22 protein-coding genes are annotated in these 23,424 nt (G+C 73.0%); 16 read left to right on the plus strand and 6 right to left on the minus strand.

Translation table 11 applies throughout. The annotated features are described in order from the left end of the window. The first annotated feature begins 63 nt into the window (after window positions 1–63). The 6 genes from dacB (at window position 64) to folE (ending at window position 8,073) form a co-directional block, all read left to right on the plus strand. Entirely contained in the window at window positions 64–1,704 is a 1,641-nt protein-coding gene (dacB, locus tag J5Y04_RS37930; protein WP_209417088.1) for a D-alanyl-D-alanine carboxypeptidase/D-alanyl-D-alanine-endopeptidase, read from the plus strand. A 132-nt stretch (window positions 1,705–1,836) separates the two neighbouring features. Next, window positions 1,837–3,015, plus strand: a complete 1,179-nt coding sequence (locus tag J5Y04_RS37935) for a zinc-dependent metalloprotease (protein ID WP_209417089.1) — start codon at window positions 1,837–1,839, stop codon at window positions 3,013–3,015. Window positions 3,016–3,313: 298 nt separating this feature from the next. Continuing rightward, window positions 3,314–4,441, plus strand: coding sequence for a tRNA lysidine(34) synthetase TilS (tilS, locus tag J5Y04_RS37940; protein ID WP_209417090.1), 1,128 nt, complete (start codon window positions 3,314–3,316; stop codon window positions 4,439–4,441). 71 nt (window positions 4,442–4,512) lie between these two features. After that, window positions 4,513–5,067: a hypoxanthine phosphoribosyltransferase gene (gene hpt / locus J5Y04_RS37945; protein WP_045692298.1), complete on the plus strand. Its 555-nt coding sequence runs from the start codon at window positions 4,513–4,515 to the stop codon at window positions 5,065–5,067. 238 nt (window positions 5,068–5,305) lie between these two features. Then, window positions 5,306–7,357, plus strand: a complete 2,052-nt coding sequence (gene ftsH / locus J5Y04_RS37950; protein ID WP_209417091.1) for an ATP-dependent zinc metalloprotease FtsH — start codon at window positions 5,306–5,308, stop codon at window positions 7,355–7,357. A 110-nt stretch (window positions 7,358–7,467) separates the two neighbouring features. Continuing rightward, complete coding sequence (gene folE / locus J5Y04_RS37955) at window positions 7,468–8,073, plus strand: GTP cyclohydrolase I FolE (protein ID WP_209417092.1); 606 nt, start codon at window positions 7,468–7,470, stop codon at window positions 8,071–8,073. 21 nt (window positions 8,074–8,094) lie between these two features. Here the strand turns inward: folE and J5Y04_RS37960 are convergent, their stop codons facing one another. Beyond that, window positions 8,095–8,883 (minus strand): ferritin-like domain-containing protein, encoded by a 789-nt coding sequence (locus J5Y04_RS37960; RefSeq protein WP_209417093.1) that lies wholly within the window; start codon window positions 8,881–8,883, stop codon window positions 8,095–8,097. Window positions 8,884–9,013: 130 nt separating this feature from the next. Continuing rightward, on the minus strand, window positions 9,014–10,174 hold the full coding sequence (locus tag J5Y04_RS37965) for an esterase family protein (protein WP_209417094.1): 1,161 nt from the start codon (window positions 10,172–10,174) through the stop codon (window positions 9,014–9,016). Window positions 10,175–10,550: 376 nt separating this feature from the next. Here J5Y04_RS37965 and J5Y04_RS37970 point away from each other — a divergent pair, with 376 nt between their 5' ends. The 7 genes from J5Y04_RS37970 to J5Y04_RS38000 all read left to right on the plus strand — a co-directional run bounded on the left by J5Y04_RS37970 (window position 10,551) and on the right by J5Y04_RS38000 (window position 17,241). Then, on the plus strand, window positions 10,551–12,386 hold the full coding sequence (locus J5Y04_RS37970; protein WP_209417095.1) for a phosphatidylglycerol lysyltransferase domain-containing protein: 1,836 nt from the start codon (window positions 10,551–10,553) through the stop codon (window positions 12,384–12,386). A gap of 86 nt (window positions 12,387–12,472) precedes the next feature. After that, complete coding sequence (gene folP / locus J5Y04_RS37975; RefSeq protein WP_374106204.1) at window positions 12,473–13,378, plus strand: dihydropteroate synthase; 906 nt, start codon at window positions 12,473–12,475, stop codon at window positions 13,376–13,378. Between the two features lie 31 nt (window positions 13,379–13,409). Continuing rightward, entirely contained in the window at window positions 13,410–13,892 is a 483-nt protein-coding gene (locus J5Y04_RS37980; protein ID WP_174315652.1) for a nuclear transport factor 2 family protein, read from the plus strand. Window positions 13,893–14,139: 247 nt separating this feature from the next. Beyond that, window positions 14,140–14,499 (plus strand): dihydroneopterin aldolase, encoded by a 360-nt coding sequence (gene folB / locus J5Y04_RS37985; protein WP_030288941.1) that lies wholly within the window; start codon window positions 14,140–14,142, stop codon window positions 14,497–14,499. Between the two features lie 115 nt (window positions 14,500–14,614). Beyond that, a complete protein-coding gene (folK, locus tag J5Y04_RS37990; RefSeq protein WP_209417097.1) occupies window positions 14,615–15,214 on the plus strand; it encodes a 2-amino-4-hydroxy-6-hydroxymethyldihydropteridine diphosphokinase in 600 nt (199 codons plus the stop codon). A gap of 203 nt (window positions 15,215–15,417) precedes the next feature. Beyond that, window positions 15,418–15,924: a DUF3180 domain-containing protein gene (locus tag J5Y04_RS37995; RefSeq protein ID WP_209417098.1), complete on the plus strand. Its 507-nt coding sequence runs from the start codon at window positions 15,418–15,420 to the stop codon at window positions 15,922–15,924. Window positions 15,925–16,068: 144 nt separating this feature from the next. Then, complete coding sequence (locus J5Y04_RS38000) at window positions 16,069–17,241, plus strand: hypothetical protein (RefSeq protein WP_209417099.1); 1,173 nt, start codon at window positions 16,069–16,071, stop codon at window positions 17,239–17,241. Window positions 17,242–17,393: 152 nt separating this feature from the next. On the opposite strand, the gene J5Y04_RS38005 is transcribed toward J5Y04_RS38000, so the two are convergent. Continuing rightward, window positions 17,394–17,969: a TerD family protein gene (locus J5Y04_RS38005; protein WP_209417100.1), complete on the minus strand. Its 576-nt coding sequence runs from the start codon at window positions 17,967–17,969 to the stop codon at window positions 17,394–17,396. A gap of 125 nt (window positions 17,970–18,094) precedes the next feature. After that, entirely contained in the window at window positions 18,095–18,592 is a 498-nt protein-coding gene (locus J5Y04_RS38010) for a hypothetical protein (protein ID WP_245206278.1), read from the minus strand. A gap of 53 nt (window positions 18,593–18,645) precedes the next feature. Here J5Y04_RS38010 and arfB point away from each other — a divergent pair, with 53 nt between their 5' ends. Beyond that, window positions 18,646–19,077: an alternative ribosome rescue aminoacyl-tRNA hydrolase ArfB gene (gene arfB / locus J5Y04_RS38015; RefSeq protein WP_148643378.1), complete on the plus strand. Its 432-nt coding sequence runs from the start codon at window positions 18,646–18,648 to the stop codon at window positions 19,075–19,077. 1 nt (window position 19,078) lies between these two features. Here the strand turns inward: arfB and J5Y04_RS38020 are convergent, their stop codons facing one another. Then, the gene (locus J5Y04_RS38020; RefSeq protein ID WP_209417101.1) at window positions 19,079–19,615 is read right to left on the minus strand and encodes a flavin reductase family protein; all 537 of its coding nucleotides are present in this window, start codon (window positions 19,613–19,615) and stop codon (window positions 19,079–19,081) included. Window positions 19,616–19,974: 359 nt separating this feature from the next. Between J5Y04_RS38020 and J5Y04_RS38025 the strand changes: the two genes are divergently transcribed. Continuing rightward, on the plus strand, window positions 19,975–21,807 hold the full coding sequence (locus J5Y04_RS38025) for a diguanylate cyclase (protein ID WP_209417102.1): 1,833 nt from the start codon (window positions 19,975–19,977) through the stop codon (window positions 21,805–21,807). Between the two features lie 143 nt (window positions 21,808–21,950). Then, window positions 21,951–22,931 (plus strand): hypothetical protein, encoded by a 981-nt coding sequence (locus J5Y04_RS38030; RefSeq protein ID WP_209417103.1) that lies wholly within the window; start codon window positions 21,951–21,953, stop codon window positions 22,929–22,931. Window positions 22,932–23,012: 81 nt separating this feature from the next. Here the strand turns inward: J5Y04_RS38030 and J5Y04_RS38035 are convergent. Further along, window positions 23,013–23,424 (minus strand): amidohydrolase family protein (locus J5Y04_RS38035; RefSeq protein ID WP_209417104.1); only part of this gene is annotated, 412 nt, incomplete at its 5' end.

Here is a 23,424-nt window from a genome sequence, read left to right on the forward strand (position 1 = left end):
GTAGGGACTGACAGAATCCAAGTGTCTCCTACGGGAGTGAGTGCTCAGGAAAGGGGCCGGTCGGTGGGCGCAGGGGTCGGGGCGGGGCACCGCCGAAGAGGGACGGCGGCGGGGCTGTTCGGGGCGGTGCTCCTGGTCGCCGGGACGGTCCTGTCCTCGGGCGGTGGCGCGTACGCGTCGCCGTCACCGTCGCCGGGCGGGCAGACCACCGGCCAGGGGGAGGGCGAGGACCGGGACGGCAAGCACGGCGAGAAGAGCGACAAGGGCAACGGCGACAAGGGCAGCAACGGCGACAAGGGCCCCGGCAACAACGGCAACAACGGCAACAACGGCAAGGGCAAGGGGCGTACCGGCGCCACCGAGACGCCCCACCCGGGCGGTACCGGGACGGCCGCCGCCTCGCCGTCCGCCGGCCGTCCGGCCCCCGCCGCCGGCGCCGTGCTGGCCTCCGCCGAGACCGGCCCGGCCGCGGGACTGCCCACCACCCAGGGCCTCCAGCAGGCGCTCGCCGCCGCGCTCGGCGACAAGAACCTCGGCACCGTCAGCCTCGCCGTCGCGGACGCCGCCGACGGCCGGCTCCTCTACGGCTCGGGGGAGAACACCCCCGCCACGCCCGCCTCCACCACCAAGCTGGCGACCTCGATCGCGGCGCTCTCGCTGATCCCGGGCGACACCCGGCTCACCACCCGGGTCGTCAAGAGCGCCGACCCCGGCGGGATCACCCTCGTGGGTGGTGGCGACCCGACCCTCACCGCGCTGCCCGCCGACCAGGTGCAGATCGCCGGCCTGCCCGCGGACGCCGACACCGCCCCCGCCTCGCTGGACGCGCTGGCCCGGCAGACCGCCGCCGCGCTGAAGGCCGCCGGCACCACCGCGGTCAAGCTCGACTACGACCTCTCGATGTACTCCGGCAACCCGCAGCACAAGTACCACGACGCGGCCAACATCGCCCTGGTCACCCCGCTGATGGTGGACGAGGGCAAGGCCGACCCGAAGAGCCGGGAGGATGCGCCCGCCCGCGTCGCCGACCCCGCGGGGTCGGCCGCCGAGGCCTTCGCCAACCTGCTGAAGGCCCAGGGAATCACCGTCGAGGGGAAGGCCAAGGCGGCCGCCGCCCCGGCCGCCGCCGGCGCGCCCGTCCTCGGCCGGGTGGACTCGCCGACCGTCGACCGGCTGGTCGAGCGGATGCTGACCACCTCCGACAACACCCTCGCCGAGGCGATCGCCCGTCAGGCCGCGCTCGCCGCCCACCAGCCGGCCAGTTTCGAGGGCGCCGCCACCGCGGTCACCCAGGAGCTCGGCCGGCTCGGTGTGCCGACGGCGGGCGTGGTCCTGGGCGACGGCAGCGGGTTGCACCAGGGCAACGCGATCCCGCCGACCGTCCTGGTCCAACTGCTCGCGCTGGCCGCGTCGGACCAGCACCCGGCCCTGCGCCCGGTGCTCACCGGCCTTCCGATCGCCGGCTTCACCGGGACCCTCGGCAAGCGCTTCGGCTCCGGCTCCGGCGCGGCCGAGGCGGCCGGCCTGGTCCGCGCCAAGACCGGCAGCCTCAGCGGCGTGAACACCCTGGCCGGGACGGTGGTGGACGCTGAGGGCCGGCTGCTGGCCTTCGCCGTGATGACCAGGACCGGCGCACCCGTCGACACCGCGCGCGCCGCCATGGACCGCATCGTCGCCCGCCTCGCCGCCTGCGGCTGCCACTGACGGACCGACAGGAGGCCCACGGGTGCGATGCCGCGCGGACGGGCGCCGTCCGCGCGGTCTCGTCCGGGTCGCCGGGCAGACCGTCGGGACCTGTGGCTCCCCCCGGTGGGCGGGAGCACGTACGGTGAGGGCATGACGAGCGCGAGCGGCGGTGCTGACATGGTCGACTGGAATCTCGCGGTCGCAACCGCGACCAGGCTGGTGCGGCCCGGACCGGAGGTGAGCCGCGCGGAGGCGGCGGCCGTGGTGGCCGAGTTGCGGCGGCACGCCCTGGAGGCGGAGGAGCACGTCCGGGCGTTCACCGGCATGCGCTCCAGCAGCCTCGCCGAGGCCGCGGCGACCCCGGTGCTGATCGTGGACCGCCCCGGCTGGGTGCGGGCCAACGTGGCGGGCTTCCGCACCATCGTCCAGCCGCTGGTGGAGAAGCTCCAGGCGCGCCGGGCGAGCAGTGCCGCGGCCGGCGTCCTCGGCTCGGTGGGGGAGAAGGCCACCGGGATCGAGGTCGGCGCGCTGCTGGCCTTCCTGTCCACCAAGGTGCTCGGCCAGTACGAGACCTTCGCCCCGGCCGAGCCCTCGCTGGAGGCGCCGGACAGCCCGGCCGCGCTGTTCGACAAGCCCCGGCTGGGCCCCGACGGTCCCGGCCCGGGCCGGCTGCTGCTGGTGGCGCCGAACATCGTGCACGTCGAGCGGGAACTGGACGTCGACCCGGCCGACTTCCGGCTCTGGGTCTGCCTGCACGAGGAGACCCACCGCACCCAGTTCACCGCGGTGCCGTGGCTGCGCGACCACATCCAGTCCGAGGTGCAGTCCTTCCTGTCCGAGACGGACGTCGACCCGGGCGCGCTGCTGGACCGGCTGCGGGACGCGGCCGGCTCGCTCGGCGGCCTGCCCGGCCTCGGCGGCCGCGGGGAGGCCGGGCAGGCCTCCGCAGGCCTGCTGGAGATCGTCCAGTCGCCCGCCCAGCGCGAGATCCTGGGCCGGCTGACGGCCGTGATGTCGCTGCTGGAGGGCCACGCGGACGTGGTGATGGACGGCGTCGGCCCGGCGGTGGTGCCGAGCGTCGCCGAGATCCGGGAGAAGTTCCAGCAGCGCCGGGACCGCGGAGCCAACCGGCTGGACCTGGTGCTGCGCCGGCTGCTCGGCATGGACGCCAAGCTCCGCCAGTACCAGGACGGCGCGGTCTTCGTGCGCGGGGTGGTGGACCAGGTCGGCATGGAGGGCTTCAACCGGGTCTGGACGTCGCCGAACACCCTGCCGACCAAGGACGAGATCCACGACCCGGGGGCCTGGGTGGCCCGCGTCGCGCGGTAGCGCGCCCGGCTCGGGGGCCGCGCCGGCCGGGGACCAGGTGCGGTCCTCGGCCCGAAGGCGGTCGGCGGCGGTCAAACCCGTTCGTACGAGTGGTCCAGTCGTGCAGATGGCGGGTGAAGATACGTTTCTCCATTCACCCGAACGTGGGACGGTGGTCGTACCGGTGGCGCGGGTGGCGTAGCGGGTGCCTCCTTTCTGCCACCATCTGTGAGCGCCCGGTAACACGGTGCTCACAGATGCGCGGCCCCCGCCGCGCCCACCGCCGTCCTGTCCCCCCTCCGCCAAGGAGCCGTCCGCCGTGGGCCCACACCCCGCTGTCGCCGCGATACGCCTGGCCGTACGCCGCACGCTCACCGACCTCGCCGCCGAGGCCGGCACCACCTTCACCGCGCCCGTGCGCGAGCCCCGCGAGCGCCCGAGCGGGGCGCCGCTGGTCGGCGCGACCGTCGGGACGACCCTGATCGGCAACGCCCACCGGCACCCCTCGGGGCTGCCGCGGACCCCGGCCGCGCCCGGCTCGCCGCTGGTCCTGGTGGCCGTCAGCGGGGGCGCGGACTCCATGGCGCTGGCCATCGCGGCCGCCTTCGAGGCCCCCAAGATCGGCCTGCGGGTCGGCGCCGTCACCGTCGACCACGGCCTCCAGGCCGGCTCCGCCGACCGCGCCGCCCAGGTCGCCGAGCGGCTGCGCACGCTCGGGCTCGACCCGGTCGAGGCGGTCCCGGTCCAGGTCGGCCGCGCCGGCGGTCCCGAGGCCGCCGCCCGGGACGCCCGCTACGCGGCCCTGGACGAGGCCGCCGAGCGCCTCGGTGCGGTCGCCGTCCTGCTCGGCCACACCCGCGACGACCAGGCGGAGACGGTGCTGCTGGGCCTGGCCCGCGGCTCCGGATCCCGCTCGCTGGCCGGGATGCCGGCCCAGAAGGGCCGCTACCGCCGCCCGCTGCTGGAGCTGGACCGGGCCGCCACCCGGCAGGCCTGCTCCGCCCAGGCGATCCCGGTCTGGGACGACCCGCACAACTGCGACCCCGCGTACACCCGCTCCCGGGTGCGGCACGAGGTGCTGCCGGTGCTGGAGAAGCACCTCGGCGGCGGAGTGGTCGAGGCGCTGGCCCGCACCGCCCGGCTGTTCCGGGACGACGCCGACGCGCTGGACCAGTGGGCGGCACTGGCCGAGCGCGACCTCCGGACGGGAGAGGGCACCCTGGACGCCGCCAAGCTGGCCGAACTGCCGCCCGCGGTGCGCCGCCGGGTGCTGCGCCGGGCCGCGCTGCGGGCGGGCTGCCCGGCCGGGGACCTCTTCGCGCGCCACCTCGAAACGATCGACCTGCTGGTCACCGGATGGCGGGGCCAGGGGCCGCTGCACCTACCCGGGGGCGTCGAAGCCACCCGCAGGTGTGGCACGCTGGTCTTTCGGCGGCAGGGCGACTGACGGGCAGGCATGCCCCCGGGGCGCCGGGCCGCCGGCCATACAGACCCCGAACGTTTGAGGACGTATCCCCGGTGGACCAGAACGACATGGGCGCTGACCTCGCGAAGGTGCTCATCAGCAAGGACGAGATCGACGCCAAGCTCCAGGAGCTGGCCGAGCGCATCGACCGGGACTACGCAGGCAAGGACCTGCTGATCGTCGGCGTCCTCAAGGGTGCCGTGATGGTCATGGCGGACCTCGCCCGCGCCCTGCACTCGCAGGTCACCATGGACTGGATGGCGGTCTCCTCGTACGGGATGGGCACCAAGTCCTCCGGCGTGGTGCGGATCCTCAAGGACCTCGACACCGACATCGCCGGCCGGGACGTCCTGATCGTCGAGGACATCATCGACTCCGGTCTGACCCTGTCCTGGCTGCTCGGGAACCTGGGCTCGCGCGGTCCGGCCTCGCTGGAGGTCTGCACCCTGCTGCGCAAGCCGGACGCGGCCAAGGTCGAGATCGACGTCAAGTACGTCGGCTTCGACATCCCCAACGAGTTCGTGGTCGGCTACGGCCTGGACTACGCGGAGAAGCTCCGCAACCTCCCCTTCATCGGCACCCTCGCCCCGCACGTCTACGGCGGCTGAGAAACGGTTCCGGGCCCCGTTCGGGCTACGGGCGGGAACAGTACGCCGTTCCCGCCCGTTGGATCGGGGGGAAAGAGAAGTACGTCGTGTCGCTGTGCTCCCGCCACGGGTGGGTCGGACTGCGGTACGGTCCAATAAAACCGCTCTTCACATGAGCAGAGACCAGATGCGCCGGCGGCCCACGGCCACGCGGCGCCGTCGAGTGGCAGGAGGGACGGGGCGGCAACGCCCCGCATGGATGGACGTCAAGCGATACTTCCGTGCGCCGATCATGTGGATCGTGCTGGCCGTCCTCGCCGTCATCGTGCTGATGCAGGTCGTTTCTGACTCGAACGGCTACAAGACGGTGGACACCGGGCAGGTCGTCGCAGCGATCGATGCCAAGCAGGTCAAGTCGGCGCAGATCACCACCGGTGACTCGAACACGATCAAGATCCAGCTGAAGGACGGCGCCAAGCTGTCCGACGCCGGTACGGGCAAGACCCCGTCCGGCAGCAAGTTCCAGGCCTCGTACATCGGCGACCAGGGTGTCGCGATCGCCGACAAGCTCCAGGCCCAGATCAACGACAACGACCAGAGCACGCTCTCCGAGGGCTACACCATCAGCCCGGAGAAGCAGAGCACCTTCGTCAGCCTGCTGCTGTCGATGCTGCCCATCGTGATCATCGTTCTGGTCTTCCTGTTCCTGATGAACCAGATGCAGGGCGGCGGCTCGCGCGTCATGCAGTTCGGCAAGTCCAAGGCCAAGCTGCTCACCAAGGACACCCCGAAGACCACCTTCGCGGACGTCGCGGGTGCGGACGAGGCGGTCGAGGAGCTCCACGAGATCAAGGAGTTCCTGCAGGAGCCGGCCAAGTTCCAGGCCGTCGGCGCCAAGATCCCCAAGGGCGTGCTGCTGTACGGCCCGCCCGGTACCGGCAAGACCCTGCTGGCGCGTGCCGTCGCCGGCGAGGCCGGGGTGCCGTTCTACTCGATCTCCGGCTCGGACTTCGTCGAGATGTTCGTGGGTGTCGGCGCCAGCCGCGTCCGCGACCTCTTCGAGCAGGCCAAGGCGAACGCCCCGGCGATCGTCTTCGTCGACGAGATCGACGCCGTCGGCCGGCACCGCGGTGCGGGCCTCGGCGGCGGCCACGACGAGCGCGAGCAGACCCTCAACCAGCTGCTGGTCGAGATGGACGGCTTCGACGTCAAGGGCGGCGTGATCCTGATCGCCGCGACCAACCGCCCCGACATCCTGGACCCGGCGCTGCTGCGCCCGGGCCGCTTCGACCGCCAGATCGCGGTGGAGCGTCCCGACCTCCAGGGCCGGCTGGACATCCTCAAGGTGCACCAGAAGGGCAAGCCGATCGCGCCCGACGTCGACCTCTCGGCCGTCGCCAAGCGCACCCCCGGCTTCACCGGCGCGGACCTGTCGAACGTCCTCAACGAGGCCGCTCTGCTGACCGCCCGCTCGGACAAGAAGCTGATCGACAACGGCATCCTGGACGAGGCCATCGACCGCGTCGTGGCCGGTCCGCAGAAGCGCACGCGGATCATGTCCGACAAGGAGAAGAAGATCACCGCGTACCACGAGGGCGGCCACGCCCTGGTGGCGGCGGCGTGCCCCAACAGCGACCCGGTGCACAAGATCACCATCCTGTCCCGCGGCCGGGCCCTCGGCTACACCATGGTGCTGCCGGACGAGGACAAGTACTCCACCACCCGCAACGAGATGCTCGACCAGCTGGCCTACATGCTGGGCGGGCGTGCGGCGGAGGAGCTGGTCTTCCACGACCCGACCACCGGCGCCTCGAACGACATCGAGAAGGCCACCGCCACCGCGCGGGCCATGGTCACCCAGTACGGCATGACCGAGCGCCTCGGTGCGATCAAGTTCGGCAGCGACAACTCGGAGCCGTTCCTGGGCCGTGAGATGGGCCACCAGCGCGACTACTCGGAAGAGGTCGCCGGGCTGGTCGACGAAGAGGTCAAGAAGCTCATCGAGAACGCGCACAACGAGGCCTGGGAGATCCTGGTCGAGAACCGCGACGTGCTCGACAACCTGGTCCTGGAGCTCCTGGAGAAGGAGACCCTCAACAAGGAGCAGATCGCCGAGATCTTCGCGCCGATCGTCAAGCGCCCGGCCCGGCCGGCCTGGACGGGCTCGTCCCGTCGGACGCCGTCCACCCGGCCGCCGGTGCAGTCGCCGAAGGAGCTGGCGCTCACCAACGGCGCCGCCGCCACCGAGACCGCCCCGGTCGACGTGGTGAAGCTCCCGCCGCTGCCGGCGGAGCCGCCGACGGAGGGCTGATCCGGCGCCTGGAAGCACGGAATGGATGCCGCGTCACCGGGGTTTGTACCCTGGAGGCGCGGCATCCGTGCTGTTCAGTCAAGTCATCTCCACTAGTTAGCGAGGCCCGCATGATCGACCCGGTGACGCTCGACGGTCCGCCCGCCGTCGGGACCTTCGACCAGAAGCGGGCCGAGAACGCCGTCCGCGAGCTGCTGCTCGCCGTGGGGGAGGACCCGGACCGCGAGGGGCTGCTGGAGACGCCGGCCCGGGTGGCCCGGGCCTACAAGGAGATATTCGCGGGCCTCTGGCAGGAGCCGGAGGACGTCCTGACCACCACCTTCGACCTCGGCCACGACGAGATGGTGCTGGTCAAGGACATCGAGCTGACGTCCGTCTGCGAGCACCACCTGGTGCCGTTCCGGGGCGTGGCGCACGTCGGGTACATCCCGTCGGCCAGCGGCAAGATCACCGGTCTCTCCAAGCTCGCCCGGCTGGTCGACGTCTACGCCCGCCGCCCGCAGGTGCAGGAGCGGCTCACCAGCCAGGTCGCCGACGCGCTGATGCGGATCCTCGAACCGCGCGGGGCGATCGTCGTGGTCGAGTGCGAGCACATGTGCATGTCGATGCGTGGCATCCGCAAGCCCGGGGCCAAGACCATCACCTCCTGCGTGCGCGGCCAGCTCCGTGACCCGGCCACCCGCGCCGAGGCGATGAGCCTCATCATCGGGCGGTAGTGCGGGCGCCGCGGCGGGCGGTCAGAGCGTCTCGTGCTCGGCGTGCGGCGGGGCCGGGGTGCCCAGGGCGTTGCGGCGCTCGGGCATCCGGAGCCTGACCATCCGCCGCCAGCCGAACGCGAGGTCGTAGAGGTAGAGCGCGTGGACGCCGGCCGTGACCACGGCCCGCTGCCAGTGCGGCCACCGGAGGATCCGCGCCATCCGGGCGGTCACCGCCAGGCCGACGTCCCGGTGGGTGCGGATCTCGCCGCGCGCACAGGTCTCCAGGGTGTGCCGGATGTACGGGCCGTGGCCTTCGGCGGTGAGCCGGAGCAGCTCCTCGTGGCAGTAGGCGAGGTGGTTGTCCTCGTCGGCGGAGATCATCCGCATCGCCCGGCCGAGGTCGGGGTTGTCGCCGTACACCTTGACCAGCTGGCGCATCTGCTCGGCCGCGCGCTGCTCGGTCACCCGGCTGTGCGCCAGGTAGGTGATGATCTCGCGCTCGGCCAGCGGCACGTCGCTGTTGAGCCGCTCGTGCGAGAGGCCGACGCCCTGGCGCTCCAGCAGCATGCAGTAGTCGGTCTCGGCGGGGACGTCCACCTTGGGCAGGCCGCGCTTGTTCAGCAGCTGGGTGAAGATCCGGCCGTGCTTGCGCTCGTCGGCACCGTGCCGGGCGATCTTGGGGGCGAGGACCGGGTCCCGGGTGAGTGAGGTGATCCGCTCGTTCTCCCAGCCGCCCTGGTCCTCGCCACCGGCCGCGATGCTGCAGAAGAGTTGGTAGGCCTCGTCGTTGCGGTAGATCTCGTCGAAGAGTGATCGGGTGCTGAGCATGGGGCCTCCTGCTCGGATCCGGGCCGCCCCGGGCCGGTCGGCCGGGCGGTCGCGATACGTTCCCGCGCGGTGCCGTCCGGCCCGCCGGACCGGCGGGTAATCACCCGCCCGGCGGCGTGGCACCGGGCCGTCAGTTCCAGGCGAGCCGGGCGCTCATCCACTCCAGCGCGGCGGGCAGCTCACGGGTCCAGCTCTCGAAGTTGTGACCCCCGTCGTCCAGGAAGAGCGACTCGACCTTGAACTGGGGGTTGGTCTCCGACACCCGCCGGGCCAGCTCGACGAACTTCTGCGTCTCCGCGAAGCCGCCCTCCTTGCGGCTGTTCATCACCATCAGCGAGAGGTTCGGCGCCGGGAGGTTCTGCAGCCGCCAGTTGAGGTCGCTCTGGTCGGCCAGCCCCTTGTCGCCGCCGAAGAGGCTGCCGCCGGTGAACTGGTCCTCGGCGACCTTGAAGTCGCCGTGCATGCCCACCCCGCTGGCGAAGACCTCCGGGTAGCGCATCGCCAGCCGCATCGCGCAGCTGCCGCCGGTGGAGAAGCCGAGCACGCCCCAGGACGAGGCGGAGCGGCTGACCCGGTAGGTGGCGCGCAGGGCGTCGGGCACGTCCTTGGCGAACCAGGACTCGGTGCGCGCCCCGCCGGGGACGTCCACGCACTCGGTGTTGCGGGGCGGGGCGACGGTCGGGCGGGCCATCACGATGATCGCGGGCGCCATCTTGCCGGCCTTGCGCAGCTCCCAGGCCGTCTGCGGGACGGGGAGGTCCTTCATCAGGTTCAGGCTGGTGCCGGGGAAGCCGGAGATGGCCAGCAGCACCGGGAAGCGGACCATGGCGAGCTTCGGGTCGAAGTACTCCGGGGGGAGGTAGACGAACATCTGGTCCGACAGGCCGGTCTCCTTGCCGGAGACCCGGACCGACTCGATCTTGCCGACCTCCTCCGGCGGGCCCTTGGGCAGGTCGGTGACCGTCTCCATGCCGCCCTCGTTGCTGGGCTGGATCAGCTCGTCGGAGGCCGGGGCGCCGCCGTGGTGGTTCTCGTTGCTGGTGAGTGCCAGCTTGGCGCCGCCGGGGTTGAGCAGGTCGTCCCAGGAGGTGTAGAAGCCGAAGGAGTTGTTGACCGACAGTGCCATCACGGCCAGCACCGACACCTGAGTGACCGTCATCAGCCCGATCCGGCCGATCACCGGCAGGGGGCGCTGGCGGGCCAGCCGGGGCCAGAGCCAGAGTGTGGCGAGCAGGGCCGCCGCGCCGAGCGCGAGCAGCGAGTTCACCAGCGCGTCGCTGGTCAGTTCCATGCCGTCGGCCTTCCGCTGGAACACTGTCGGGGCACGCTTCATCGTCTGGCGGTCCGTCAGATCCGGCCATCGCGGCTGGGCTGTCCGGACGTCGGGTCGGGCCGGGAGGCCGGGGGTGATCCCGCGCAACCGGCGCCCTAGAATGCGGCGTCCACCGTACGTACCGCGTATGCGGGGGCCCGTGGCGCCACGCGGCGCAGGGCCCCGGCACCCACCCCTCGGCTCAATCGCAGCGCCCTGCCGAACACCGGTTTACCTTCCGTTTCCGGATGTTTGGTATGCGCATTGCCCGATGAAGGAAAAGGCATGAAGGTCCATCACAACTCCTCCCCCGGAGTGACAGGACTGCGCTCCGCAGCCTCTACGCTGAGCTTCCATGAGCGTTCCCGTGTCCGTTGAGCCGAGCCCCGAGCAGCCGCCCCGCCGTCGCGGCCTGCAGACGCTTCGTACCCAAGCGGCCGCCGTCCCGAGGGCCTGGCTCCCCGGTGCGGTCGGCTACGCCTGTCTGCTGATCGGACTGGTGGACATCGCGAGCGCGGTGTTCCCCAAGCTCCGGCACACCAAGGTGCACACCTTCGCCGGGCAGCTGCCGGGCGGCACCACCACCCTGGCCGCGGCCGGCACGCTGATGATCGGCCTGCTGCTGGTGCTGCTCGCCCACGCCCTGCGCCGCCGCAAGCGGCGGGCCTGGCGCGCCGTCTGCGTGCTGCTGCCGGTCGGCGCGGCGCTGCACATCCTGCGCTGGCACCAGATCGGCCCGGCGGTCGTCTCGCTGGTGCTGCTGGCGGTGATGCTGGTGCACCGGGGCGAGTTCTACGCCAAGGCCGACCCGCGCACCCGCTGGCGGGCCGTGGCCAACCTGGTCGTGATGGGCACCATCAGCGTGCTGCTCGGCCTGCTGATCGTCTCCGCCCGCGCCAAGTACGAGATCGGCCACCCGAGCCTGTTCCACCGCCTGGAGCACGTCGGGTACGGGCTGTTCGGCTTCGAGGGGCCGGTCGGCTACACCTCGGACAAGGTCTCCGACCTGGTCGCCTACCTGCTCGGCGGGATGGGCCTGATCACCGCCTTCACCACCGCGTACCTGGCGCTGCGCCCGGAGAAGCCCAAGCCGGAGCTGACCGCCGAGGACGAGGAGAAGGTCCGCGCGCTGCTCGACCGGCACGGCGAGCGGGACTCGCTGGGCTACTTCGCGCTGCGCCGCGACAAGAGCGTGCTGTTCTCGCCCACCGGCAAGGCGGCGATCTCGTACCGGGTCGTCTCCGGTGTGATGCTCGCCTCCGGCGACCCGGTCGGCGACGTCGAGGCCTGGCCGGGCGCGATCAAGGTCTTCATGGCCGAGGCCCGCGAGCACGCCTGGGTGCCGGCCGTGATGGGCTGCAGCGAGGTCGGCGGCGAGGTCTGGACCCGCGAGGCGGGGCTGGACGCGCTGGAGCTGGGCGACGAGGCGATCGTCGACACCGGCACCTTCTCGCTCTCCGGCCGCGCCATGCGCAACGTCCGGCAGATGGTCAAGCGGATCGAGCGCAACGGCTACTCCTGCCAGGTGCGCAAGGTCGCCGACCTCAGCCAGGAGGAGAAGTACCGGATCGCCGAGGCCGCCGCGCGCTGGCGCGGCACCGACACCGAGCGCGGCTTCTCGATGGCGCTGGGCCGCTTCGGCGACCCGGGCGACGACGCCTGCGTGGTGGTCACCGCCCACAAGGCGCCGGAGGAGGGCGAGGCCGGCGACGACCTGAAGGCCGTGCTGCACTTCGTGCCGTGGGGGCCGGACGGCATCTCGCTGGAGCTGATGCGCCGCGACCGCGCCGCCGACCCGGGCCTGAACGAGCTGCTGATCGTGGCCGCGCTCCAGGCCGTGCCGGCCATGGGCATCCGGCGGGTCTCGCTCAACTTCGCGATGTTCCGCTCGGCGCTGGCGCGCGGTGAGCGGATCGGCGCCGGTCCGGTCCTGCGGGCCTGGCGCGGGCTGCTGGTCTTCCTCTCGCGCTGGTTCCAGATCGAGTCGCTGTACAAGTTCAACGCCAAGTTCCAGCCCGAGTGGGAGCCGCGCTTCCTGGTCTTCCCGAACACCCGCGACCTGCCCCGGATCGGCTTCGCCGCCATGCAGGCCGAGGCCTTCATCACGCTCGGGATGCCGCGCTTCGGCCGCAAGCCGCAGCGGCAGGGCCTGATGCCGGCGCCGCGCCCGGAGGTCACCGAGGCCGCCTGAGCCGCGCCCCGGACCCGACCGGGCCCCCACCGGGAAACACCCGGTGGGGGCCCGGTTCGTCAAGGGCCGGTTCGATAATGGGGAGTATGAGCAATTCGCTGCCTTTCTCCCTGCCGGCCGGACTGCCGCGGCTCGACCGCTGTGCCGTGATGGGCGTGGTCAACGTGACCCCCGACTCCTTCTCGGACGGCGGGATGTGGCACGACCCCGCCCGCGCCATCGCGCACGGCCTCGCGCTGCGCGCCCGCGGCGCCGACCTGGTCGACGTCGGCGGAGAGTCCACCCGCCCCGGCTCGGCGCGGGTGGCCGAGGAGGAGGAGCTCGGCCGGGTGCTGCCGGTGGTCCGCGAACTGGCCGACGCCGGGGTGGTGGTCTCCATCGACACCATGCGCGCCTCCGTCGCCGAGCAGGCCGTGGCGGCCGGCGCCCGGATCGTCAACGACGTCTCCGGCGGCCTGGCCGACCCCGCGATGGCCCGGGTGGTGGCCGAGACGGGCATCCCGTTCGTGGTGATGCACTGGCGCGGGCAGTCCGCCGACATGGACCGGCTGGCGGTCTACGGCGACGTGGTCACCGACGTGGTCGGCGAGCTGACCGCCCGGGTGGACGCGCTGCTGGCGGCCGGTGTCAAGGAGGAGCAGCTGGTCCTGGACCCGGGCCTGGGCTTCGCCAAGACCGCCGAGCACAACTGGGCGCTGCTCGGCCGGCTCGACGCGCTCACCGCGCTCGGCCGTCCCGTCCTCGTGGCCGCATCGCGCAAGCGGTTCCTGGGTACGCTGCTCGCCGACCCGGAAACCGGGGAGCTGCGCCCGGCCCGGGAGCGCGACGACGCGACCGCCGCGGTGTCGGTACTGTCGGCCCGGGCCGGTGCCTGGGCGGTGCGGGTGCACGACGTGTCCGGCACGGCGGACGCCGTCCGGGTGGTCGCGGCCTGGCAGCGGGCGTCAGGGGCGGGCCCCTCCTGCCCGACGACGGGCAACGAGGGCGGGTGAAACGGGAGGGTCTGTGGCAGGTGACGGCAGGGTGAGCGGCGAGACCGCGGGTCAGCGGGGCCGGGAGGCGGACCGGGAGGCCGTCCTGGAGGCCAACCGGGCGCTGTACGAGGCGCTGGAGAACGGCGATCTGGAGGCGGTCGAGGACGCCTGGCTGGGGGCCGCCGAGGCCGACGACAAGGGCGGCGTGGTGTGCGTGCACCCCGGCTGGCCGGTGCTGCGCGGGCGGGCCCAGGTGACCCGCTCGTACATGCTGATCATGGCGAACACGGAGTACATCCAGTTCATCCTGACCGACGTCGAGGCCGAGGTTCACGGCGATGTGGCCCTTGTCACGTGCACCGAGAACATCCTTTCCGGCGGGGAGGCCGAGGAGGAGGGCGAACTCGGGCCGCTGGTCGGCGGAAAGGTCGTGTCGACCAATCTCTTCCGCCGCACCCCGGCCGGCTGGAAGCTCTGGTCGCACCACGGGTCACCCGTGCTGACCAGCGGTGACGACGAGGACGAGGACTGATCCGGGGACCGTCGGGAAATCGGCCCCCGACGGTCGCCCGGGAATTTCCGGTCGGTCACCGAACGTTCACGTCAATCGCCATTCCGGCGTGCGTGGCGACGGTTCGTGCCGGGTAGGACGGTCAGGCGTTGTCCGCGCTCGCAGGTAGATTCGAAACGGAGTGGCGGGCGCGACGCCCGCCTTCGCCCTGCCAGCCCACGTTGTGTCCGGGGCAGGGCCCGTCCGACTGGGAGCAGTGATTCGTTTGCTGGACCGCGTCACCCTGCGGGGCCTGCGTGCCCGGGGCCACCACGGCGTCTTCGAGCGCGAGCGTGTCGAGGGCCAGACCTTCGTGGTGGACCTGGTGCTCTACCTGGACACCCGCCCCGCCGCGTCCGGCGACGACCTCACCCGCACGGCGCACTACGGCATCGTGGCCGAGGAGGTCACCGCGATCATCGCCGGCGAGCCCGTCGACCTGATCGAGACCCTCGCCCAGCGCATCGCCGACCAATGCCTGAAGCACGACGCGGTGGAGGAGGTCGAGGTCACCGTGCACAAGCCGGACGCCCCGATCACCGTGCCGTTCGACGACGTGACCGTGACCATTCACCGGGGCCGCGCATGAGTTGGACCGCGCACCCCGTTCCAGCCAGAGGGATTCCGATGAGCGAGCGAAGCGAGCGAACCATGGAGAGGCACGCGCGGGCGAACGCCCCCGCCGGCCGAAGCGAGGCGGGCGCATGAGCACCACTGACCCGACCGCCGCGCCGACCGCGTTCGACCTGGAGAGCCGGGTGGACTCGGCCGACGCCACGCTGCACGCCCAGCGCTGCGCCGTGATCGCCCTCGGCTCCAACCTGGGCAACCGCCTGGACACCCTGCAGGGGGCCGTCGACGCCCTCGCCGACACCCCCGGGCTCCGGATCAAGGCCGTCTCCGCCGTGTACGAGACGGAGGCCGTCGGCGGCCCCGACGAGCAGCCCAACTACTACAACGCCGTGGTCGTGCTGCGCACCTCGCTGCCCCCGCGCGACCTGCTGGAGCGCGGCAACGCGATCGAGGACGCCTTCGGCCGGGTCCGCACCGTCCACTGGGGCCCGCGCACCCTGGACGTCGACATCCTCGCCTACGAGGGCGTCACCAGCGACGACCCGCAGCTGCTGCTGCCGCACCCGCGCTCCCACGAGCGGGCGTTCGTGCTCGCCCCGTGGCTGGACGCCCAGCCGGAGGCCGAGGTGCCCGGCCACGGGCAGGTCGCCGCGCTGCTGGAGGCGCTCGGCGGCCCGGACGCCCAGGGCGTCCGGCGGCGCGAGGACATCCGGCTGACGCTTCCGGAGTAGGACCGCGGGCCGGCCGGGCGGGGGCGGGGCGGCCCGCCCGGGCGGCCGGGGAACTCGGACGGGGGCCCCGGCCGTACGAGTAGGTGTCCGCCCCGTGCACAGGTGCCCGCCTGGCCGGGCCGGTACGGTGGCCTGGCGCCGTCGTACCCCGAGCCCCGGGGCGGCCGCCCGACTTCGGTACCCCGGGAAGGAACCACGTCCGAGTGAAGCTGCTTCGCCTCCGCCTGCTGGTCGGCATCACCGCCGCCACGACGGCGCTGTCCTGGGCCGGTGCCAAGCTCTGGGCCTCCCTGGACACCCTGCCCGCCGTGCCCGGCGCGGCCCCGGTCGTGCTGGCCGCGGTGGCGGTGATCCTGCTCGCCACGGCGATCTCGCTGCGCTCCCGGCTGAAGGCGGCGCGCGAGCGCCGGCCCGGGGCGAAGGCGGTCGACCCGCTGGGCGCGGCCCGCGCGGTCGTGCTGGGCCAGGCGAGCGCCCTGGTCTCGGCGGTGGTCACCGGCATCTACGCGGGCGCCGGGATCTACCTGCTGGGCGAGCTGGACGTGCCGGCCCGCCAGGACCAGGCCGTGACGGCCGGCCTCGCGGTGCTGGCCGGTGCCGCGGTGATCGCGGCGGCGCTCTGGCTCCAGCACGTCTGCAAGCTGCCCGAGAACCACGACGACCCGGGCGCCCAGGGCGGGCCCGGCGGCCGGGCGGCCACCCACCGCTGAACGGGCCGCTTTCCGGGGCCGGGGACGGGGCCGTCGGTGATCTTGGGTGAGGGTCCGGGCACGTGCGGTAAAGCTTGCGCAGTGTCAAGGGCCAAAGCGGACCCTGGGCTGACACGGCCCCAATTCGCACGCTAGTTTCTTGGCATGTCTCGCGGACGCCACCGTCATTCCTCCGTCCTCGGCCGGGTTCTTCCCCCCACCGCCGCCGGCGTGCTCATCGTCGCCGCGGTGGCAGCGCTGCTCTTCAGTCAGGACACCATCCTGGTCCGCTCGGTGGGCGTGGCCGCGGTGCTCGCGGCGCTCGGGATCGCGGTGCTGCTGCGCCAGCGCGACCGGGCCGCCCGGGCCGCGGCCGAGGTCTCCGTGGCCCAGCGGCTGCGGGCCGAGGAGCGCTTCGAGGAGCAGCTCGCCGAGGCCGAGTATGCGGCGGAGGTCGCCGAGGAGCGGGCCACCCGGTTCGGGCGGCGGCTGACGGCGGAGAAGTCGCGGCTGGCCAAGGCCGAGACCGAGATCGCCCGGCTGCTGCGCGAGCGTGCCGTGATGGTCGCCGAGCAGGCGCTCAAGGAGGCCGAGGCGGCGCAGCGTGCGCTCGCCGCGAGCCGTCCGAAGTACCCGGCCAGCCCGGCCGCGTTCGTCCGGGCCGCGGCGGTGCTGCGTCAGCTGGAGCGGCGCGCGGCGGTGCAGCAGGAGCAGCGGGAGCAGCGGGAGCGTGCGGCCGGTGCGGAGATCGCGCTGCGCGCCCGTACGGCGCCCGTGACCGTCTCCGCGCCCGCTTCCACGCCCGCGCCGGTGGTGCCCGCGGCGCCCGCGCCGGTGGTGCCCGCCCCGGTGGCTCCCGCGGTGCCCGCCCCGGAGGCGTCCAGGCCTGCGGTGGCTGCCCCTGCGGCTCCGGTGCGGCCGGTGCTGACGGCGACGGTCGGGCAGCTCGGTGGCGACCGGGCCGCGCCCGCCGTTCCGGCGGAGCGGCAGCGGCCGCGGCCGGCGCAGTCCGGTGCGGCGCGCGGGCAGGGCTTCAGCTTCTTCGGCCGCCACCAGGGGGCGGCGGTCCGGCCGGCGGCCCCGGCGCCGGCGGTCGGCAGCGTCGCGGAGCTCGGCGAGCGCGCGGACCTGGCCGACGTGGTCGGGGACGAGGCCGTGGCCGCGCAGGCGGAGAGCCGGGCGCAGGCCGAGGCCCGGGCCGCCGCCGAGGTCCGGGTGGCGGCCGGCGAGGACGCGGAGCCGGCCGAGGAGACCCAGGTGCAGCCGAAGGTGGTCGACCTGACCCCGGACGACGAGACCGAGCTGCTCCAGCTCCCGGAGCTGCGCGCCTCGCGCTGACCTCCCCTTCCGCCTGCCGCCCCGGCGCAGGAGGCCGGCCCGCCCGGCTTCCTGCGCCGCGGCGTTCCACGGGCCGGCCGTACGGGTGCGGGCCGGGAACGCAGAAGCGCCCGGCCCCTGACGGAGGGGGACCGGGCGCTCCGGGGGTGGCGTCAGATCTGGACGCCGAAGTCCTGGGCGATGCCCGCGAGGCCGGAGGCGTAGCCCTGGCCGACGGCGCGGAACTTCCACTCGGCGCCGTTGCGGTAGAGCTCGCCGAAGATCATGGCGGTCTCGGTGGCGGCGTCCTCGGAGAGGTCGTAGCGGGCGATCTCGGCGCCGCCGGCCGCGTTGACCACGCGGATGTAGGCGTTGCGGACCTGGCCGAAGTTCTGCGACCGGGCCACGGCGTCGTAGATCGAGACCGGGAAGGTGATCTTTACGGCCTCGGCCGGCAGGCCGGCCAGGTTGACGTTGATCGCCTCGTCGTCGCCGGCGCCCTCGCCGGTGCGGTTGTCACCGGTGTGGACGACGGTGCTGTCCGGGGTGCTGGTGTTGTTGAAGAAGACGAAGTGGCTGTTGGACAGCACCTTGCCGTCCGCGTTCAGCACGATCGCGCTGGCGTCCAGGTCGAACTCGGCGCCGGTCGTGGTGCGGACGTCCCAGCCGAGACCGACGGTGACCGCGGACAGGCCGGGGGCCTCCTTGGTCAGCGAGACGTTGCCACCCTTGGAGAGGCTCACTGGCATGGTGTTTGCTGTCCCTTCGTTGCTTTTGCCCGGGATAACGCGAGAGACCGAGGGCTTGGTTCCAGGCTCCGCGGCAAATTCTTTTGGGTGAATCACGTTCGGGCAATGGCCCGGTCAATGTCCGGTCAGATTCTCCGGAAGCGGCCCTGGAGCGACCAGATGGCCGGATTGTCGGCCAGATCGGGGTGCATGTCGAAGAGGTCGGCCAGGGTGTCGTGGAGGAAGTCGCGGGCTTCGCGCCGCAGGTCGCCGTGGCGGACCACGGCGGGCTCCTCGTTCGGCAGCCAGGTGGCGCTGATCTCGACCCAGTTGAAGCGGCGGGCGAACCGCAGCAGCTCGGTGTTCTGGGTGAAGTCGAGGTCCGCGGTCTGCACCCGGGCGGCGCGGCCGCCGGCGGGGTCGCGGTCCAGCTCCTCGGCGATGTCGCAGAGCGCCCACGCGAAGTCGAGCACCGGCACCCATCCCCAGGCTGTGGACAGTTCGACGCCGTCGCCGTCCAGGAAGACGTCGCCGCAGAACAGGTCGTACCGCAGCGCGTGCACGGAGGCCGTCCGGTAGTCGGTCTGCGGGGGGTCGGGGAAGCGGTTGGAGAGGGAGTAGCCGAGCTCGATCACGTTGGCCATTGTCCCGGTAAAACGGGGTGACCGGTGCGGCCCCGGCGCGGGATGATGGGCGCATGCCCGAGCCCATCCGCGTACGGGGGTCGGTGGTCGTCCCCGACGCCGAGCTCGTCTGGCGCTTCTCGCGTTCCTCCGGCCCCGGTGGCCAGCACGTCAACACCTCCGACACCCAGGTCGAGCTGCGCTACGACCTGGCCGCCTCCTCCGCCCTGCCCGAGGTGTGGCGCCAGCGCGCCCTGGAGCGGCTGGCCGGCCGCCTGGTGGACGGGCGGGTGCTGGTGGTGCGCGCCTCGGAGCACCGTTCGCAGTGGCGCAACCGCGAGGTCGCCGCCGCCCGGCTGGCCTCGCTGCTGGCCGAGGCCACCGCGCCGCCGCCGAAGACCCGCCGGGCGACGAAGCCGAGCCGCGGCATGGTCGAGCGGCGGCTGTTCAGCAAGCGGCACCGCTCCGAGGTGAAGCAGGGCCGGCGCGCCCCGAAGGGCGAATGACTCAGCCGAGCTGCCGGTAGCCGCCGCGGAAGTAGAGCAGCGGCCGGCCGCCCGGGTCGGGCACGACCGCCTCCAGGACGCGGCCGAGCAGCAGGGTGTGGTCGCCGGCGGGTATCCGCTGTTCGGTGCGGCACTCGACGGTGGCCAGTGCGTCGTCGATCAGCGGTGCGCCGCTGTACGGTCCGCGGTGGTGCGGCGCGTCGGCGAACAGCAGCCGGTCGCTGAGCCGGCCCTTCATGGCGAACCGCGAGCCGAGCGCCTTCTGCTGCTCGGAGAGCAGGGAGACCGCCCAGGTCTGCGCGCGGGAGAGCACCTCGTCCATCCGGGAGTCCTCGCGGACGGAGATCAGGACCAGCGGGGGCTCCAGCGAGACGGAGAGGAAGGACGTGGCGGTCATGCCGACGTCCTCGCCGTCGTCCGGGTCGTGGACGGTCACCAGGCTCACGCCGGAGGCGAGCTGGGAGAGTGCGGCCCGGAACTCGTCGGGCGTTGCTTGGAGGGCAGCTTCGGGCTGCGGAGCCGGGTACACGTACCGCACGGTAGTCGGCGGCGGCGCGAAACGGCATCGGACCGTGGTCGTAGGACCAGAGCCGCAGGGGTTACGGTTCACGGCCGCTCTCACCCCCAGGAGTGAAGGCAGGGGGCCTGCCGGCCGCCTGGTGGCTTCAGTGCGCGGCCATTGCGGCCGACCACCAGAATCGTGCCGATAAAGCCTTATGTCCCGATATGGGGCGGATGAGCTGATTAAGAGCGCATAAGTGTCGTGTGATTTAAGTCACAAGTGATGGCCTATTGCTGACCGAGCGTGCCGAACGCTGTGCTCCCTGTGATTCAGTTCTTCTGGCAATCGGACGATAACCATTCAAGAACTATCCGAAGCAGCCGGGGAGCCCCCGCATGGAAGCCGAGTCGGAGCCCTACGTCCGTCTCGCGACCCTCCGCACCTTGCACCGGGTCGTGGCGGACCTCAACGCTGCCCGCAGCCTGGCGGGCACGCTGCAGGCCGTGGTCGAGGGCGCGGTGCACGGGCTGGGCTTCGACGCCGCCGCGGTGAGTCTGGTCCGGCCGGACGGGGACCTCGTGGTGGCGGCCGTCTGGGAGCTGGAGGAGAGCGCCATGGGCGGCCCCTCCGTCCTGCTCGGCCAGGTCGGCTCCCGGGAGTCCTGGGACCGCCTGCTCGGCGTCAGCGACCACTGGGGCACGCTCCGCTTCCTGCCCTACGACCGCGGCTGGGCCGTGGCCAGCGACATTCCGCGCTGGATCGGCGACGGTCCGATGCCGGTCTACGCCAACGACTGGCACCCCGCCGACGGCCTGCTCGCCCCGATGTACAGCGCCGGCGGCGACCTCCTCGGCGTCCTCTCCGTGGACCGCCCGCGCAGCGGCAAGCGGCCCGGCGCCTGGACCAGGGAGGCGCTGGAGATGTTCTCCCTCCAGGCCTCCATCGCGATCGGCAACGCCCGGCTGCGGGCCGAGATGCAACGCGCGCTCGCCCGCCTGGAGAAGGAGCAGCAGGCGCTGCGGGCCAGTGAGGAGAGCTTCCGCCAGGCCTTCGAGTACGCGCCCAGCGGGATGGCCATCACCGAACTGCACGGGGCCGGGCGCGGCCAGCTGACCAGGGTCAACGACGCGCTCTGCCGCCTGCTCGGCCGCCCGCGCGCGGTGCTGCGCCAGCAGAGCTTCGCCGATCTCGTCCACCCGGAGGACCGCGCGCTGCTGGAGCGCACCAGTGCCGAGAGCGGCCGGGCGGAGCTGCGGCTGTCCCGGCGCGACGGCGGCTACCAGTGGGTCTGTCTGCGCAACTCGATCGTCGCCGACGCGGCCGAGGGTCCGAGCTTCCTGCTCACGCACGTGGAGGACATCGAGGACCGCAAGCGCCACGAGCTCCAGCTCGCGCACCGGGCCAGCCATGACGCGCTCACCGGGCTGCCGAACGGCGCCGAGCTGAAGGCCCGGCTGGGGCGGAGGCTCTGCAACGAACCGCAGACCGTCGGCGTCGTCTCGCCGGCCGGACTCGGCGAGGGGGTCCCGCCGCAGCCGTACGGGGCACAGGCGTACGGGGCGCAGGCGTACGGCTACTCCGCCGACTCCTACAGCGCGCACGCCGCGTTCGACGGCCTGGAGGGGGTGGACCCGCTCGCCGCCCCGGTGCACCACTACGGCACGGCCGAGGGCTACGCGCTGCCGCCCGCCGCGCCGGGCGGCTACGGCGAGCACGTGCACGCGGTGGTCCCGGCCGACCACGGCGCCGGCGGCGACGCCTGGTCGGGCCCGTTCCGATCGGGCGGTTCCGCGGCCGTGGCGGACAAGGGGCTCGCGGTGATCTTCTGCGACCTCGACGGGTTCAAGTCGATCAACGACCGGTTCGGCCACAACGCGGGCGACGCCGTCCTGGTCGAGGTGGCCCGCCGGCTGAGCCAGGCGGTGCGGGACGGCGACACGGTGGCCAGGCTCGGCGGCGACGAGTTCGTGGTCCTGGCCGACGGCATCGGCCGGGAGGAGGCCAAGGACCTCGCCCACCGGCTGCGCAACGCGATCATCCCGCCGATGCGGATCGACGGCCGGGCGATGCGGGTGGGCGTCAGCCTCGGCATCGGCTGGGCGGGCTGCGGGATGAGCATCGAGGAGGTCCTGCACACCGCGGACGAGCGGATGTACGACGAGAAGCGGGCGCGGGGCGGCTCGGTGCGCGGGGCCCGGGGCGAGCGTTCGCACCGCCGGGCCGGTTAGCGTCCGTTCACCCGACCGAAGCTACCGGCGGGTTGTCAAGGGGTCTTTCCGCGGCGTCGGCGTCGGCAGGTAGGGTTCCCGGGTACGAGCGACCACTGGCGCCGGCGGCACGGAAGCCCGGCGACGCGAACGCGATGGGGGAGTTGACCACCGTGACGACCGCCGGCAGCAACGGAGTGCCCGAGAGCCCGGAGGGCGGTGCCCCGCAGGACGACGACCCCTTCGGTTACCTCTACCGTCCGGCCGACGGCAGTGCCGCGCAGCCGGCCGAGCCGCAGCAGGGCGTACCCCGGACGTCGTACAACCGTCCGATGGAGGTCGGCCGCGCCCAGTACGGGCAGCAGCCGTACCCGCCGCAGCAGCGCCAGCAGCCGTTCCCGCAGCAGCAGGGCTACCCGCAGCCCGGCCAGCCCTACGGGCAGCAGCCCGAGTACGGCGCCGCGCCGACCCAGCAGGCCCGGTACGCCGAGCACTCCCGGCCGCAGCCGGGGGATGAGCGGCCGAGCGGCGGGCGGAGCAAGGGTGCGGTGATCGGTGCGGTGGCGGTGGTCGCGGCCATCGCGATCGGCGCCGGCATAGCGCTCTCCACCGGGGACCCGGACGGCGACAAGAACGCGAAGGGCGGCCAGACCACGGCGCCGGCGACCACGGGCACCGGCACCGCGTCGGCCGGCCCGTCGGCCTCCGGCTCGCCGTCGGCCGGCGCCTCCGCCACGGCCACCTCCGGGCCGTCCACCGTGGACGCCGGGCAGCTGCAGGGGCAGAACGCGCCGTCCGGCAACACGGTCAAGGGCGCCAAGTCGGCGGACGGCAGCTACCTGACGCTGCAGCCGGGCGGGTCGGTCACCTGGACCGGCGAGGTCGCCGCCGCGGGCACCTACAAGTTCACCGTGCACTTCAACAACGCGGCGGGGGACGTGAAGGCCGCTGCGGCGGTGAACGGCAAGGACTGGCCGAGCGGGCTGTCCTTCAAGAACTACTCGCCGGGCAAGGACCCGGCGTCCTCCTGGTTCACCACCTACATCAACCCGCAGCTCCAGGCGGGTTCGAACTCGATCACGATCTCGGCCCCCACGGGCGGGACCGTCCTGATCGACCAGGTGCTCCTGGAGGGCGGCTCCTGATCCGCCGCGGACGCGAGACGGCCGCCCGTCCCCCGAGGGGGCGGGCGGCCGTCGTCGTGCCGGGGGAGCGGCGGGGACGCGTCAGGCGGGCTTGACCGGGGAGAACCTCTCGCCGCCGAGGATCCACTCGCCGCGGCGCATCACGGCGACCAGGTCGTAGCCGGCGGAGTCGACGACGACGAGGTCGGCGTTCTTGCCGGGTTCCAGCGAGCCGACGGTGTCGGCCAGGCCGAGCAGCCGGGCGGGGACGGCGCAGAGGGACTCCACGGCCTGGCCGAGGGTGAGGCCGTTGACGGTGACGGCGCGCTTGAACGCCACGTCCAGGGTGAGGGTGGAGCCGGCGATCGCGCCGCCCTCGACCAGGCGGGCCACGCCGTCCTTGACCTCGACCTGGAGGGGGCCGAGCGGGTAGAGGCCGTCGCCCATGCCGGCGGCGCCCATGGCGTCGGTGATCAGGGCGACCCGGGAGGCGCCGGCGGTGGTGTAGGCGAGG

The sequence above is a fragment of the Kitasatospora sp. RG8 genome (assembly GCF_017813315.1).
GTDB lineage: Bacteria > Actinomycetota > Actinomycetes > Streptomycetales > Streptomycetaceae > Kitasatospora.

Excerpts from the sequence above, each read along its gene's own strand:
- J5Y04_RS37935 (WP_209417089.1), top strand. The coding sequence starts at position 1,837 with ATGACGAGCGCGAGCGGCGGTGCTGACATGGTCGACTGGAATCTCGCG.
- ftsH (WP_209417091.1), top strand. The coding sequence starts at position 5,306 with ATGGACGTCAAGCGATACTTCCGTGCGCCGATCATGTGGATCGTGCTG.
- folE (WP_209417092.1), top strand. The coding sequence starts at position 7,468 with ATGATCGACCCGGTGACGCTCGACGGTCCGCCCGCCGTCGGGACCTTC.
- J5Y04_RS37960 (WP_209417093.1), bottom strand. The coding sequence starts at position 8,883 with ATGCTCAGCACCCGATCACTCTTCGACGAGATCTACCGCAACGACGAG.
- J5Y04_RS37965 (WP_209417094.1), bottom strand. The coding sequence starts at position 10,174 with ATGGAACTGACCAGCGACGCGCTGGTGAACTCGCTGCTCGCGCTCGGC.
- J5Y04_RS37970 (WP_209417095.1), top strand. The coding sequence starts at position 10,551 with ATGAGCGTTCCCGTGTCCGTTGAGCCGAGCCCCGAGCAGCCGCCCCGC.
- folP (WP_374106204.1), top strand. The coding sequence starts at position 12,473 with ATGAGCAATTCGCTGCCTTTCTCCCTGCCGGCCGGACTGCCGCGGCTC.
- folK (WP_209417097.1), top strand. The coding sequence starts at position 14,615 with ATGAGCACCACTGACCCGACCGCCGCGCCGACCGCGTTCGACCTGGAG.
- J5Y04_RS38000 (WP_209417099.1), top strand. The coding sequence starts at position 16,069 with ATGTCTCGCGGACGCCACCGTCATTCCTCCGTCCTCGGCCGGGTTCTT.
- J5Y04_RS38005 (WP_209417100.1), bottom strand. The coding sequence starts at position 17,969 with ATGCCAGTGAGCCTCTCCAAGGGTGGCAACGTCTCGCTGACCAAGGAG.
- J5Y04_RS38010 (WP_245206278.1), bottom strand. The coding sequence starts at position 18,592 with ATGGCCAACGTGATCGAGCTCGGCTACTCCCTCTCCAACCGCTTCCCC.
- arfB (WP_148643378.1), top strand. The coding sequence starts at position 18,646 with ATGCCCGAGCCCATCCGCGTACGGGGGTCGGTGGTCGTCCCCGACGCC.
- J5Y04_RS38025 (WP_209417102.1), top strand. The coding sequence starts at position 19,975 with ATGGAAGCCGAGTCGGAGCCCTACGTCCGTCTCGCGACCCTCCGCACC.